Here is a 15072-nt window from a genome sequence, read left to right as displayed (position 1 = left end):
TTTTTATGTTCCTGATTGAAGAAGAATTAAAAAAGCTGCCCGGTAAGCCTGGTGTCTACATTATGCATGGGGAAAAAGATGAGATCATTTATGTGGGAAAGGCGGTCAGTCTGAAGAACCGTGTCCGCCAGTATTTCCAGAGCAGCCGCAATAAAGGCGCAAAGATTGAGCAGATGGTCACTCACATTACCAGATTTGAGTATATTGTCACCGATTCTGAATTGGAGGCGCTGGTACTGGAGTGCAACCTGATCAAGGAGCACCGCCCGAAATACAACACCATGTTGAAGGATGATAAGACTTATCCATTCATTAAAGTGACGGTAAATGAGCCCTATCCCAGAGTTCTTTTTTCCCGCACCATGAAAAAGGACAAGGCGAAATATTTCGGACCCTATACCAGCTCCACAGCTGTGAAGGACGTGATCGAGCTGGTCCGCAAGATTTATATGGTACGGTCCTGCAACCGTAATCTGCCCCGTGACTGCGGCAAAGACCGTCCATGTCTGTATTATCATATGAAGCAGTGTACGGCCCCCTGCCAGGGAAATGTAAGTGAGGAAGTGTATAAGCAGAACATTGGACAGGTACTTCATTTTCTCAATGGAAATTTCCAGGAGACCATTGATCAGCTGACTGAAAAAATGATGGCTGCTTCAGAGGATATGCGTTTTGAGGATGCTGCAGGATATCGTGATTTAATCAATAGTATCCGGCGGATCGGAGAACGACAGAAGATTACTACCTATGGGGAAGAGGACAGGGATATTATTGCAGTTGCCATGGATGAAAGTGAAGATCTCCGGGAGCAGGATGCAGTTGTGCAGGTGTTTTTTATGCGTGGCGGCAGGCTGATCGGCAGAGATCACTTTTTTCTCCGTGTGGCAAGAGGCGATACCAAAGCACAGGTTTTGTCAAGCTTTCTGAAGCAGTTTTATGCAGGAACGCCTTTTATTCCGGCGGAAATCATGATGCAGACGGAGATAGAAGATGGGGAAATCATTGAAGACTGGCTGACGGCAAGGCGTAAACAGCGTGTTCACATCCGTGTACCGAAAAAGGGAACAAAGGAGAAGCTGGTGGAGCTTGCCAAGGAAAACGCCTGGATGGTCCTTTCCAAAGACAGAGAACGGATCAAGCGTGAAGAAGGACGTACGATCGGCGCGGTGAAGGAGATTGAGGACTGGCTGGGGCTTAAGGATATTGTGCGTATGGAGGCCTACGATATATCCAATATCAGTGGGTTTGAGTCCGTTGGTTCCATGGTGGTTTACGAAAAGGGCAAGCCGAAGCGAAGCGATTATCGAAAATTCAAGATCAAATGGGTGCAGGGACCTAACGATTACGCCAGCATGGAAGAGGTGCTTACAAGGCGTTTTACCCATGAATCCAAGGGCGAATACGACAGCTTTTCCATTCTTCCGGATCTGATCCTTATGGATGGCGGACGTGGCCAGGTAAACATTGCACGGAAGGTTCTTGGAGAGCTTGGAATTGATATTCCGGTATGTGGTATGGTAAAGGATGACAACCACCGAACCAGAGGGGTGTATTTCAATAATGTTGAAATTCCCATTGATACTTCTGGTGAGGGTTTCCATCTGGTAACCAGGATCCAGGATGAGGCTCACCGTTTTGCCATTGAGTATCACCGCTCCCTTAGAAGCAAAGAACAGGTACATTCCGTTCTGGATGATATTCCGGGAATTGGCGAGACCAGGCGAAAGGCTCTTATGAGAAGATTCCGGTCTGTTGAGAATATCCGGGATGCTTCTGTGGAAGAATTAAGTCAGACAGAGTCTATGAATGTACAGAGCGCGGAGGCTGTCTATCAGTTTTTTCATAGAGCGCCAAATCATACGAATGCATGATTTCTGTGCATCGCGAAGCGTGTTACTGTGAATAGAGCGAACAGTAACAGTTTTAACAAGATTCGACATTGAAGTTACAGAAAAAATTGTGTATAATACAGATAAGTGTGGATTTTTGGCAATGTATATAATTTCTATGTGCAGTGCAAAGAAACCTGCACAGACTGCATAACAGTTTTCACCTATTATGAGGAATCTTGTAACTGCAGGGAACTGCTTATGCGGGAAGGACTTCATTAGAGAAAAAGGAGATAAAAGCATGAAGGGTGTACAGCTTACCAAGCTGGCGCAGGAACTGAATCTGACCAACCTGACGCCTGATATTGACCTTACAGAGATTTATGTGAAGACAGCAGAAATAAATCGTCCGGCTTTGCAGCTTACAGGATATCTGGAGCATTTTGCAAACGAGCGTGTTCAGATCATCGGATATGTAGAGTATACTTATCTGATGCAGTTAAGCGATGAGGAGCGCACATTCAAGTACGAGCGTTTTATCTCCAGCAAGATCCCATGTGTCATCTTCAGCACTATGACAAGACCGTCACAGGATATGATCGATCTTGCATACAAATATAATGTACCTACATTTGTGACAGAGAGAACTACGTCCAGTCTGATGGCAGAGATCATCCGTTGGCTTGGCGTCCAGCTGGCTCCCTGTATTTCCATTCACGGTGTGCTTGTGGATGTTTATGGCGAGGGTGTCCTGATCACAGGCGAGAGCGGTATTGGTAAGAGCGAGGCAGCCCTTGAGCTGATCAAGCGTGGTCACCGTCTTGTCAGTGATGACGTTGTTGAGCTTCGCAAGGTGAGCGATGTTACTTTAGTTGGTTCCGCACCGGATATCACACGTCACTTTATTGAGCTTCGTGGTATTGGTATTATTGATGTGAAGACCCTGTTTGGTGTTGAGAGTGTTAAGGATACCCAGTCTGTCGATCTTGTTATCAAGCTGGAAGAGTGGGACCGTGACAAGGAGTACGACCGTCTGGGACTTCATGAGGAGTATACGGAGTATCTTGGAAACAAGATCGTATGCCATTCCCTTCCGATTCGTCCAGGACGTAATCTGGCTGTTATTGTTGAGTCTGCAGCCGTTAACCACAGACAGAAGAAGATGGGCTACAATGCAGCTGAGGAGCTGTACAAGCGTGTTCAGGCGAATATTGCCAAAAAAAGAGAAGAATAAAAATCAGAGTGTGCAGATTGCGGGAATACTTTTTTAATAGGCTTTAAGGCACAGTAATGCATAGAACGGTAATGCATAGAACAGTAATGCATAGAACAGTAATGCATAGAACAGTAATGCATAGAATAGTAATTCATAGATCAGAAAGGATGGAAATTTACAATGGGTATGTATTGTTTTGGTATTGACGTAGGAGGAACTTCTGTAAAATGCGGTCTGTTTCTTACGAATGGAACTTTGGTTGAGCAGTGGGAGATTCCAACAAGACTGGAGAATAACGGTTCTTCAATCCTGCCGGATGTTGCAGATGCAATCAAGACGAAGCTGGATGAGAGAGGAATCACAAAGGATAATGTAGACGGTGTTGGAATCGGCATTCCAGGACCTGTTAATGAGAATGGTGAAGTTCCTATGGCAGTTAACCTGCACTGGGGCTTTAAGGCCGTAGCAAGCGAATTAAGCGCACTTACAGGTCTTCCGGCAAAGGCAGCCAATGATGCCAATATCGCAGCTCTTGGTGAGGCATGGAAGGGTGCTGCAGAGGGGGCCAAGAACGTAATCCTGGTAACACTTGGAACCGGTGTTGGCGGCGGCATCATCATCGACAGCAAGATCATCGCAGGTTATCACGGTGCCGGTGGAGAGATTGGACATGCATGTGTCAATCACAATGAAGTTCGCCCCTGTAACTGCGGTAATCACGGATGTCTGGAGCAGTATGCATCTGCAACCGGAATTGTACGTGTGGCAAATGACATTCTGGAGGAGAGCAAGGAGGACAGCAAGATGCGTCATGTAGAGAAGCTTTCTGCTAAGAATGTTCTTGACTTCTACAAGGAGGGCGATGCTCTGGCTGTTAAGACTATGGAGAAGGTAGGCGACATTCTGGGAAGCACACTTGCCGTGTTTGCATGTGTAACAGACCCGGAAGCAATTGTAATTGGAGGCGGTGTATCCAAAGCAGGTAAACCTCTTACAGACTGTATCCAGAAGTACTATCAGAAATATGCATTTCCATCCTGCAAGAGTACTCCGATCATTCTTGCAAGCCTTGGAAATGATGCCGGTATCTATGGCGCAGCCCGTATGGTGATCAAAGACTGATTTCAGATCATCCAGAGAATTTCATAATACATAAAATCAGGAAACGCCTTGTGCAGAGGATTGCTGAATCCAGCAGACTCTGTGCAAGGCGTTTCTTTGTATATATAGTTTATCGCTTCCGGCATTGAACAGCTATTATTTTGGCAGAAAAAAACTGCAGCTTTCCGGAAACGAAAACTGCAGTTCTCTAATTGTTTATTACTGGTTGTCAGCTGAAAGCTTTTTAGTAATAATAAATATCATCATTACCAGAATCTCCGCCGCTTTCATCTGGATACTGGATATCACCGCCGCCGGTACCGTCACCGCCAGTACCGTCACCGCCAATACCGTCACCACCAGTACCATCGCCGCCAGTGCCGTCACCGCCACTGCCATCTGCATTGTCTGTGCCGTCCGGATTTTCCGGATCTGGAGTCGGAGTGGCATTTTCATCGCTGATTTCCATATCTTCATCCTGACTTTCGTCATATTCGTAGAAATGCTGGTCACAGTACTCTGTAGGCATGGTTCCTACATCAAAGTACTCCTCTGTAACCGGGCAGCCAACTCTCGGAAGAAGTCCTGTATCAGCACAGATACTGATCTGTTCAATACCATCCGGAACTTCGAAATCTTTGTATTCCATTCCCTGATGGATCCGGTTCATGACCTTACGCCATAATGTCTTGTGGAAATTACGTGCGTCACCTTCCGGTATCTTCTGGTTGCCGTCGTAACCGGACCATACTGCACATGTGTAATATGGTGTATATCCTACGAACCAGAGATCATTGTATGCGTCTGTAGTACCTGTCTTACCTGCAACTGCCATATTATCAAGCTGGCAGGCTGTACCGGTACCATTCTGAACTACATCCTCAAGGGCGCTTGTAAGAAGATAAGCTGTTGTTTCCTTAATGACGGAGCGTCCTACAGAGTTGTTCTCAATCAGTACGTTTCCGTTGTGATCAAGAATCTTGGTGTAGTAAACCGGTTTGATATAATTACCGCCGTTCGCAATGGCTGCGTATGCGGCACAAAGCTCTACGTTCTTAACACCGTAGGTCAGACCGCCAATTGCTGTAGGCAGGTTGGCATCTGTATAAACATTGCCATTGGCATCGGTATCCGCTTCTGTACCATGTGCCAGTGTGGTAAATCCAAAGTTGTCCAGGTATTTCAGGCCAAGCTCAGGGGTTACATCCTCAAAACACTGAACGGCAACGGTATTGACAGAATTACGGATCGCTGTACGGATCGTAGTGGTACCATTAAAGCTGCCGCTTGCATTATTGACTGGTGCACCGTTGTCATAGGTGATTGGCTGGTCTTCGTAAGTGGTAGCCAGTGTCATGCCTTTCTCATTAAGGGCCGCAGCATAGGTGGATACGATCTTAAATGTAGAACCTGGCTGACGGGTACTGTCTGTAGCACGGTTCAGGGTAAGGCTGGCAGTCTTGGTTCCACGTCCGCCAATGATCGCCTTCACATATCCGGTATGCTGGTCGATAATCGTCATTGCTGACTGAGGCTGGGGGGCAAAGCTTACACGCTCTGCAACAACCGTGCTTCCGTCTGCAAGAATATTCGCTTTATAACGGTCTACATAAGTCTGTCCCTCGTCCTGGGAATCAAACAAAAGATCAAAAGACGGATCCTCATTCTGGAAGTAAAGCTTCATCATTTCCTTGCTGTAGTTTACTTCCTGTCCATCCGGCTGTTTCACGGTAAGGGCATAATCAAGTGCGTACTGTACGTAATCCGGATAGTTGGATGGATCGGAATATTCCTCATCCACAATGTTCTGAATGTCCGGATCCTGGGTAGTCATGATCTTCAGACCACCGCTATACAGAAGGTTCTGTGCCTGTGTCTTGGTGTATCCCTTGATATTCATCAGATCATTGATAACCTGCTTGGTAACCTCGTCCTCAAAGTAAGAGTATGTCTTGCTTGAAGACTGTGTATTAGAAGCCTGTGCCTCCTGAATGCGGGTGTAAACGTCATCATTAATAGCATCGTCATACTGCTCCTGAGTGATGTAACCCTGATCCAGCATATGGTCAAGAACCTCTTTACGTCTCTTTGCATTTTCCTTGGGATTCTCGATAGGGTTGTATTTGGTAGGAGCCTGGGTGATACCTGCCAGAGTTGCACACTCGGAAAGATTCAGATCCCACACATCTTTATTAAAATACTGACGGGCAGCAGCCTGTACACCGTATGCACCTGCACCAAGGTTGATGGTATTCAGGTAATTCTCAAGGATCACGTTCTTGTCGCTGATCTTTTTCTCAATCTCAACGGCAAGGAACTGCTCCTGAAGCTTACGTGTAAATCGCTCCACCTGTGTAGATTCGTTGGTCCAGTTGGTGAAAACGTTGTTCTTCAGAAGCTGCTGGGTAATGGTACTTGCACCCTCGGAAAAGCTTCCGGTAGTAAGTGCTTTCACACCAGCACGAAGAATACCTCTTACATCAATTCCATTATGCTCATAAAAACGCTCATCCTCGATAGCCACTACTGCATGCTGCAGATCCTCCGGAATCTGGTCAATGGAAACCGGAAGTCGGTTGGCATTAGGTGCTGCCAGCTTACGAATCTGATTACCATTGCAGTCATAGAGGAAAGTGGCATAACCAAGAGGCATGATATCCACTTCATTTACGTCCGGCGTATTTGCAAGTATTCCACGAATGGAACCAATTCCAAGACTGGACACTGCAACGCACAGGGCGATCAGGCCGATGAAAAGGACTCTGATAAACGAAACATGTGCCCTTTTTCCCATCATGGACGAGCGGGAAATAAGAGAATTCCGTTTCTTAGAGGCCGATTTTTTTCCGTAGTTCATGATAAACCTCCTTTATAATCCGTTCTATTATATCAAATCCAGGTTCGTAAATAAACCCTAAAATCGAATATTTCTGTGAACTTTGTTCACAAAAAACACCTCGCGGAACGGTATCAGTGAATAGTAAGGTGAACAGCATCCTTTTACAAGACTGGAAAGAAAAGCCAATTCATGTTACACTATAGCAAATGAGGAAGAACAAGCTGTTATCTTTATTTTATTATGAGTTTTTGGAGGTTTCCGTATGCGGGAAAATTATAAGACCATCTATGCAGGAGGCGAGGGGGAGATTACGGAGAAGAAATCCCGGTTTATTGCGACGGTGCGCCTGGTGGAAAAAGAGGAGGACGCTCTTGCTTTCATAGAGGAAATGAAGAAGAAATACTGGGATGCCAGACATAATTGCTATGCTTATTCTATTGGAGAACATCGGGAGTTTACAAGGTGCAGCGATGACGGGGAGCCGTCAGGAACTGCAGGACGGCCTATGCTGGATGTGATCTTGGGGGAAGATATTTATAATGTGGCGGTAGTTGTGACCAGATATTTTGGCGGTGTGCTCCTTGGTACCGGCGGACTTGTGCGAGCCTATTCCGGAGCAGTGCAGGCTGGCCTGGGGGAGAGTACGGTGATAGAGAAGCACCATGGGATTTCATTGGCACTGACTGCAGATTACACGGCTATCGGCAAGCTGCAGTATATTGCAGCAGAGAATCAGCTTCCGGTCCTTGACACGGAGTACACAGACAAGGTGATCATGCATCTTCTTGTGCCAAATGACCAGATTGGAAGAATCCAGAAGGTGATCACAGAAGCCACCAGCGGACGTATAAAGATGGAGAAAGAGAAGGAGCTTTATTTCGCAGATGTGGAAGGCAAAATAAAGGTGTTTGACCATTAAAAGAGAACAAAACCCCCTGCATCTGTGAAAATAAACATTCCACAGATGCAGGGGATAAAGTTCTTTTGAAAGCTTTTTAAACATGCTCTGGATCAGTCTGCCTGCAGAGCATGAAGGATCAGCACTTCTCTGGCTCTGGATAATCTACGCCGAAGGTGTCAACTGTCATGGATTTGATCTTCTGTTCGTCAAGTGGTCTGTCGCTGTAGTCAGTGTCGGTCTCAGCAATCTGGTTTACCACATCCATGCCCTCGGTCACTTTACCAAAAGCAGCGTAAGCACCATCAAGGTGTGGAGCATTTTTGTGCATGATGAAGAACTGGCTTCCTGCTGAATCCGGATGCATGGCTCTTGCCATGGAAAGAACGCCCTCGGTATGTTTTAACTCATTCTTCACACCGTTCTGAGCAAATTCACCCTTGATGCTGTATCCAGGACCGCCCATTCCGGTTCCGTCCGGGCAGCCGCCCTGGATCATGAAGCCGTTGATAACACGGTGGAAAATAAGTCCGTCATAAAATCCCTTTTTAACAAGGCTGATAAAGTTATTTACAGTATTTGGTGCAATCTCCGGATATAACTCTGCTTTGATCACATCTCCGTTATCCATAGTAATGGTAACAACTGGATTTGCCATAGTTTGATCTCCTTTTTCAAAAAGTATTGTATTTCGTTATTCGTTCTATTATAATATGCAAAGAGCAATTCTGCAAGTAAAAAGGAGTTGTAAAGTTATGATAAAAGAAACATTCAGCCCAGAAGAGACCTTCGCTTTCGGCAAATGGATCGGGGAAAATGCTCTTCCCGGGCAGGTATACACACTGGTAGGAGATCTTGGGGTAGGTAAGACCGTTTTTACCCAGGGAGTGGCAGAAGGACTGGGAATCACAGAGCCTGTAAACAGTCCGACTTTTACCATTATTCAGGAATATGAAAGCGGTCGTATGCCATTTTATCACTTTGATGTGTACCGGATCGGGGACATTGAGGAGATGGAAGAGATCGGCTATGATGACTATTTCTACGGAAATGGAATTTGCCTCATCGAGTGGGCCAATCTGATTGAAGAAATCCTGCCAGAGCAGATCATTGAGATTACCATTGAGAAAAATCTGGAAAAAGGGTTTGATTATCGTAAGATCACAGTAACCGGATTACCAGAGCAGATTAAGTGGCAGAAAAATTAGAAAATCTCCAAAAGTGGGGAGAGTAAGGAGAAAAAATGAAGATTTTAGGTCTTGACAGCTCAGGAATCGTCGCTTCTGTTGCAATAGTGGAGGACGAGAACCTGATTGCAGAATATACAGTTAATTATAAAAAGACACATTCCCAGACACTTCTTCCTATGCTGGACGAGCTGGTGAAGATGACAGAGCTGGATCTGGATACCATTGATGCCATTGCAGTGGCAGCCGGACCAGGCTCTTTTACAGGACTTCGTATCGGTTCTGCTACAGCCAAGGGACTTGGTCTTGCGTTGAAAAAGCCTCTGGTGGAAATTCCCACTGTGGATGCACTGGCATATAATTTGTATGATTCCAGAGCATTGATCTGTCCGATTATGGATGCAAGAAGAAGTCAGGTTTATACAGGAATTTACCGCTTTCAGGAGCATAAGCTAGTAACGGTAGAAGCTCAGATGGCAGTTCCAATGGCTGAGATGATTGAGAAATTGAATGCGAGAGGGGAAGAGGTAGTATTCCTTGGCGATGGCGTGCCTGTCTTTGGAAAAATGATCCAGGAGAACCTGAAGGTTCCATATTCTTTTGCCCCTGCCCATGTGAATAAGCAAAGAGCAGCTGCAGTGGCAGCCCTTGGCGAGATTTATGTGAAAGAGGGAAAAATAGTGACTGCTATGGAGCATGTTCCGGAATACCTGAGAGTTTCCCAGGCAGAGCGTGAGCGCGCCCAGAAGCTGCAGGAAGAGAAAGCTTCTGAAAAAAACAGCTGAGAAGAAAAGGAGAAGTCAGAGTATGATTCTTCGTGAAATGCTGGTAGATGACCTGGATCAGGTCATGAAGATTGAAAACGAATTATTTTCCCCGCCATGGACGAAAGAGGGATTTTTTACTTATCTGACCCGCAAGGATGCCATGTTTCTCGTAGTGGAAGAGAAAGGAGAAATCCTGGCTTACTGTGGCCTGATCATGGTTTTGGATGAAGGCGACATTACCAATGTTGCAGTGCGCCCGGACAGGCAGAAAGAGGGGATTGGGCATTTCCTTATGGACAGTCTGATCCGGCTTGCCGAACAGCAGGGAGTTACCACGATCCATCTTGAGGTTCGTACAGGCAACGGGACTGCCATCCGTCTTTATGAAAGAATGGGATTTACAAAAGACGGGATCCGCAAGAAATATTATACGGATCCCGTGGAAGATGCTCTGCTTATGACCAGGCATCCGCGTGGATAAGTGAGAACCTCTCATTCTCGTAAAATGTGACGCACATCTTGCAGAAAGACTTTTTCAAACATGCTTCAGGCATGGTCTATCGCATGATTTTATGCCTGAGCCCATACGCTGTATTGTAGAAAATCAAAAGCACAAATGCCACAAGGCTGAGTGCAGCCCCAAGTGACTTACCGGGCGCATGGAATTCAATCTGGATTTCATGCGCCCCTTTTTGTAACGGAAAACCAAGAAACGCCTTGTTAACCTGTACCGGTGCAACTTCTTTCCCATCCACACAAACAATGTATCCTTTGGAGAATGTATAGGATGTTACGAAATATCCATCCTTGGGCATATCAATACTACCGTTTAGAATCTCTTTCCCGGAAACTTCTTTTTCCTGAAAAGCTACCAGCCCCGGATGGAAAAGCAGGCTTAATGGAAGGGTGTAGGCTTTTATATTTGTGAGCTTATATTCTCCTTTGGAAAACATAATGTCCAGAGCATCCATATCCTCATTAGAAGAAATCATATAATAAAAGGTATCATTATTGTTGGGATAAGGAGCCTCAGAGCCGGAAAGCCGGTTTCGTATGCCATTTATGGTAATGGACATATCCTTTTCCCCATTGTATTTTACGTCAAAAGAGAGCAGCAGAATAGTGGATGCCGGCAGTGTTTCCGGCAGTTCCCGGCGGACGGTTTCACTTTTTTTTGAAGTCTTGTGATCAAGAAAATCGGCTGGCAAGGAATATTCCTTCATTTGAGAAGCGTATGGCAAAAAAGCGGCAGAAAGATCACTGGCATTCTCTGAATTGTCAGGAGAATCCGGCACTATTGTGCGATTAGTAATGGTATCCAGTGTCTGCGGATAAGAAAGCTTATCATATTCACTTTCTGTCATCAGAGCCGTACTTCCATAAGCAATAGGCAGCACATTGCTGTTTTCTGCCAGTATATGCCCGTCTTTTTCCAGAAGGGTCTTATAGCCCGCGGGAACTTTATCTGCTTTTGTCTGAATATATCGGACGCCCATCAGATATTCCTGAAAAGGATTTACATCAGCTGTCATGGCAACACGGTTGCGGATGCTGATGGGCATTTGCAGGATATCGTACACCAATGTATTGTAAGTGCTGTTAGAAATAGAAGAATACAAGGTACTTTTATTCTGATCCCCGGTGGTCACGTAGTTTGAATTGTTGGATGGGTGTTCGATCACATCGAACCGTGCCTGCGGATTTTCGCAGCACGCCTCCAGATCCTCTCTGGAAAAATAGTCTCTGGACTCGTCGGCAACGGTGGCGTAATGCTCTTCCTGCCCTTTTGTCAGATAAAGCATAGAAGGAATCGCAAGCAAAAGTACAAGTCCTCCAAGATTTATCCACCAGCAGCTGAATGGTATCATGATCTCTTTTTCTTCCAGAAAAGCGCCAAGGGAAGCACAGACAAGAAGCAGCACAAGATCAGCTGTGACCAGGTGCCGGACCTGCTGATTATGTAAAAAGAAAATAAGCTGTACGATAACCGGAATTGCACAAAGCAAAGCCAGTGGCAGACTGTGCCGTATTTTTTTCTGTCTGAGTCCTTCAAGAGCCTGTGCAGTCAGGTAAAGAATCAAAGGCAGAAATGGGATCAGGCATTTGGGCCTTACATATAAAGTGGCGTTTAAAATCCAGTAAAAAATGTCAAAAAACAGCAGTGTAAAAACAGCAATTGCCAGCTTGCGGGTTTTCTTTTCCCGTATGCACAGAAACAATGCATACAGACAAAAAAGAGTGAGTCCGCAGCCGTAAGGGCTGTAAAGGATGCTGTCCAGTGTGGGGTTCACTCCCAGGATTTTTAACAGGGAAGTGGAATCACCGGTATCCTTTTTATTTCCAAGGATGGCAAGACCAGTGGGAAGCAGGAGAAAGAGATTCATGGATACGGCAAAAGACACGTCCACAATATAGTTCCACCATATTTTGCATTTCCGTTTCTTCTGCATCCTGGCAGGTACAGTTTTCAGATGATCCGGCAGCAGATGTCCGATATAAAGGATGCATGCCAGGAAGCTGGATGGGAAAAAGTAAAAGCTATGCAAAATGCAGAAAAACAGGGAAAGAATCAGTCCGATATGAGGACGAATGTGGTACACGTCCTGTTCCTGGTGCTCAAAAATCCGGTCCAGGCAGAGGAAAGCCAGTAAAAGAAATGGCAGATAATTCACAAACATGATCTGCCTGTGCGCCTGGAAAAAACAGTTTGCACTAAGATAAAAAAAGCCGCATGCAAAGCTGGTAAAATCCGAAAAACCCTTCCTGTGCAGCCAGTAATAAAGAAGTCCGCCTCCAAGCAGGATTTCAAATATTGCATATCCCTGAATAAACCATTCCATTTCCACATGGGGAAAAAGATAGGAAATCAGTACATCCGGGCGCATAAATCCGTAGTAGGAGAGGGAAAAGAAATTGGTTCCGCCTCCAAGTCCGGTGAAGTCCGGAAACAGGCTTCCTGTTGCATAAAAATTTTTTCTCATATAATCAGCAATGGTTACATGCTGGGAATACCAGTCTGTCTCGGAGCCAAACCAGGAACCGGAAGGTATCAGAAGTAAGATGAGAATGCTGCCAGCTGTCAGAAGAAGCAGCAGAGTAATGGCGTTTCGCCAGGTGAATTTTTGAGGCTTGCTGCAGAAAATCATAATAATTCCTTTCTGTTGCTGAGCTTAAAAACAGCAACAAATGTTAAGTTCAAATTATGAAAGCACATTGTAAGCGGTTTGTCAAGCAGCTTCATCTTAATAATTTCTGAATGATTTTCCATATTGGGAAGACCTGACTCTTGTTTTAGGAAACTGCTTGTGTTAAACTTTCCTGGAACATGTTTGAAAAATGCTGTTATAAGTTTGCTTCGGAAGGCATTTGGAAAACACGTTTTGGAGAATAAAGAAAAGAGGATATTTTAATATATGTTAGATGTTTGTCTGCTGGGAACCGGAGGTATGATGCCACTTCCAAGAAGATGGCTTACTGCTCTGATGACCCGGTATAACGGCCACAGTCTTCTTATTGACTGCGGCGAAGGAACTCAGGTGGCAATTAAGGAAAAAGGATGGAGCTTTAAGCCTGTTGACGTGATCTGTTTTACCCATTATCACGGAGATCACATCAGCGGACTTCCTGGCCTTCTTCTTACAATGGGGAATGCAGAGCGCACCGAACCGCTTACCTTGATTGGTCCGAAAGGTCTTGAGCGGGTAGTAAACGCACTTCGTGTGATCGCACCGGAGCTTCCCTTTGAACTGAAATTTATCGAGATTAACGGACCTGAACAGGTATTTGAGATCAATGGTTATCGGATCACGGCTTTTAAGGTAAACCACAATGTACTCTGTTATGGATATTCACTGGAGATACTCCGTCAGGGGAAATTTTCCCCGGAGCGTGCCCGTGAGCAGGGAATCCCGCTGAAATACTGGAATCCTCTGCAGAAAGGCCAGACTATTGAAGCCGATGATGTGACATATACTCCGGATATGGTTCTGGGACCTGCTCGAAAGGGACTGAAGGTTACTTACACTACAGATACCAGACCCACCGAGTCAATTATGAAAAATGCGTCTGGCTCAGACCTTTTTATCTGCGAAGGGATGTACGGCGAGGATGACAAGCTGGAGAAGGCAAAAGGCTATAAGCACATGACGTTCCGTGAAGCTGCTACTCTGGCCAAGCAGGCTGATGTAGGAGAAATGTGGCTGACTCATTACAGTCCGTCTCTGATCCGTCCAGATGAATATATGGACATGGTGCGGGATATTTTCCCAAAAGCTTATCCAGGCAAAGACGGAAAAACAATGGAAATGAATTTCGAAGAGGATTAAAAAATGAAAGATACATTCATTCTTGCAATAGAAAGTTCCTGTGATGAAACTGCGGCTTCTGTAGTAAAAAACGGCAGGACTATATTATCAAATGTGATTTCTTCCCAGATTGCGCTTCACACTCTGTATGGAGGTGTTGTGCCGGAAATCGCTTCACGTAAACATATTGAGAAGATTAATCAGGTGATCGAAGAGGCACTTTCCGAGGCAAATGTGACCCTGGATGATCTGGATGCAATTGGCGTTACTTACGGTCCTGGACTGGTAGGGGCTCTTCTTGTGGGCGTAGCTGAGGCAAAGGCCATTGCATATGCGAAGAAGCTCCCTCTTGTTGGAGTGCATCATATAGAAGGACATGTTTCTGCCAACTATATTGAACACCCGGACCTGGAACCGCCGTTTCTTTGTCTGATCGTGTCCGGCGGACACACACATCTTGTAATCGTAAAAGACTATGGAGAATTTGAAATCCTGGGACGCACCAGAGATGATGCAGCGGGAGAAGCTTTTGATAAAGTTGCCCGTGCAATCGGATTAGGTTATCCAGGTGGACCAAAGGTAGATAAATTGGCAAGAGAGGGAAATCCGGACGCCATTGTTTTCCCGAAAGGAAAATTAGGAGATTGTCCTTATGATTTTAGTTTCAGTGGCGTGAAATCTGCTGTATTGAACTATATTAACAATGCCCAGATGAAGGGCGAAGAGATCAATCGTGCTGACCTTGCGGCTTCTTTCCAGAAGTCCGTGGTAGACGTACTTGTGGAGCACACAATGCTTGCTGCCAAAGATTATCACATGGATAAGATTGCTATTGCAGGCGGGGTTGCGTCCAACGGAGCTTTGAGAGAAGCCATGACTAAGGCTTGTGAAAAGAGGGGCTATAAGTTCTATCGTCCGTCACCTATTTTTT

General features: G+C 45.4%; 12 protein-coding genes (1 of these 12 running past the window's edge). 9 read left to right on the top strand and 3 right to left on the bottom strand.

Going from position 1 to position 15072, the window contains the following annotated elements; translation table 11 throughout:
• Positions 1-5 precede the first annotated feature (5 nt).
• The 3 genes from uvrC to AB5618_RS05125 all read left to right on the top strand — a co-directional run bounded on the left by uvrC (position 6) and on the right by AB5618_RS05125 (position 4167).
• Positions 6-1871 (top strand): excinuclease ABC subunit UvrC, encoded by a 1866-nt coding sequence (gene uvrC, locus AB5618_RS05135; RefSeq protein WP_195698994.1) that lies wholly within the window; start codon positions 6-8, stop codon positions 1869-1871.
• A 259-nt stretch (positions 1872-2130) separates the two neighbouring features.
• Positions 2131-3063 (top strand): HPr(Ser) kinase/phosphatase, encoded by a 933-nt coding sequence (gene hprK / locus AB5618_RS05130; RefSeq protein WP_118583906.1) that lies wholly within the window; start codon positions 2131-2133, stop codon positions 3061-3063.
• Between the two features lie 162 nt (positions 3064-3225).
• Positions 3226-4167 carry an ROK family glucokinase gene (locus AB5618_RS05125; RefSeq protein ID WP_148463473.1) on the top strand — a complete coding sequence of 314 codons (942 nt, stop codon included), beginning with the start codon at positions 3226-3228 and terminating at the stop codon, positions 4165-4167.
• 223 nt (positions 4168-4390) lie between these two features.
• Here AB5618_RS05125 and AB5618_RS05120 read toward each other — a convergent pair whose 3' ends face one another.
• Positions 4391-7003 carry a PBP1A family penicillin-binding protein gene (locus AB5618_RS05120; RefSeq protein WP_313717918.1) on the bottom strand — a complete coding sequence of 871 codons (2613 nt, stop codon included), beginning with the start codon at positions 7001-7003 and terminating at the stop codon, positions 4391-4393.
• 244 nt (positions 7004-7247) lie between these two features.
• On the opposite strand from AB5618_RS05120, the gene AB5618_RS05115 reads away from it, so the two are divergent.
• A complete protein-coding gene (locus tag AB5618_RS05115) occupies positions 7248-7904 on the top strand; it encodes a YigZ family protein (protein ID WP_173772209.1) in 657 nt (218 codons plus the stop codon).
• A gap of 118 nt (positions 7905-8022) precedes the next feature.
• Here the strand turns inward: AB5618_RS05115 and AB5618_RS05110 are convergent, their stop codons facing one another.
• Positions 8023-8541, bottom strand: a complete 519-nt coding sequence (locus AB5618_RS05110; protein WP_173717322.1) for a peptidylprolyl isomerase — start codon at positions 8539-8541, stop codon at positions 8023-8025.
• A 97-nt stretch (positions 8542-8638) separates the two neighbouring features.
• Here AB5618_RS05110 and tsaE point away from each other — a divergent pair, with 97 nt between their 5' ends.
• The 3 genes from tsaE to rimI are packed head-to-tail and all read left to right on the top strand — an operon-like array spanning position 8639 to position 10318.
• Positions 8639-9091, top strand: coding sequence for a tRNA (adenosine(37)-N6)-threonylcarbamoyltransferase complex ATPase subunit type 1 TsaE (gene tsaE, locus AB5618_RS05105; protein WP_173769961.1), 453 nt, complete (start codon positions 8639-8641; stop codon positions 9089-9091).
• Positions 9092-9126: 35 nt separating this feature from the next.
• Complete coding sequence (gene tsaB, locus AB5618_RS05100; protein WP_148463470.1) at positions 9127-9855, top strand: tRNA (adenosine(37)-N6)-threonylcarbamoyltransferase complex dimerization subunit type 1 TsaB; 729 nt, start codon at positions 9127-9129, stop codon at positions 9853-9855.
• Between the two features lie 22 nt (positions 9856-9877).
• Positions 9878-10318: a ribosomal protein S18-alanine N-acetyltransferase gene (rimI, locus tag AB5618_RS05095; protein WP_148463469.1), complete on the top strand. Its 441-nt coding sequence runs from the start codon at positions 9878-9880 to the stop codon at positions 10316-10318.
• Between the two features lie 76 nt (positions 10319-10394).
• On the opposite strand, the gene AB5618_RS05090 is transcribed toward rimI, so the two are convergent.
• On the bottom strand, positions 10395-12983 hold the full coding sequence (locus AB5618_RS05090; protein ID WP_173769962.1) for a YfhO family protein: 2589 nt from the start codon (positions 12981-12983) through the stop codon (positions 10395-10397).
• 267 nt (positions 12984-13250) lie between these two features.
• Here AB5618_RS05090 and AB5618_RS05085 point away from each other — a divergent pair, with 267 nt between their 5' ends.
• A complete protein-coding gene (locus tag AB5618_RS05085; RefSeq protein WP_148463467.1) occupies positions 13251-14162 on the top strand; it encodes a ribonuclease Z in 912 nt (303 codons plus the stop codon).
• A 3-nt stretch (positions 14163-14165) separates the two neighbouring features.
• Positions 14166-15072, top strand: partial view of a tRNA (adenosine(37)-N6)-threonylcarbamoyltransferase complex transferase subunit TsaD gene (gene tsaD / locus AB5618_RS05080; RefSeq protein ID WP_148463466.1) — the 5' portion only. Its footprint extends 113 nt past the window's final position; 907 of the gene's 1020 nt are visible here — the first part of the coding sequence; the start codon lies at positions 14166-14168; its stop codon lies beyond the right edge, outside the window.

Origin of the sequence: Ruminococcus sp. J1101004sp1_RTP21198st1_B9_RTP21198_201120, assembly GCF_040924245.1 — a bacterium.
In the GTDB taxonomy this organism is placed as follows: Bacteria; Bacillota; Clostridia; order Lachnospirales; family Lachnospiraceae; genus Blautia_A; species Blautia_A faecis.
Note: the sequence above shows the minus strand (reverse complement) of the source record. Positions and strands in the feature narration are given on the sequence as shown.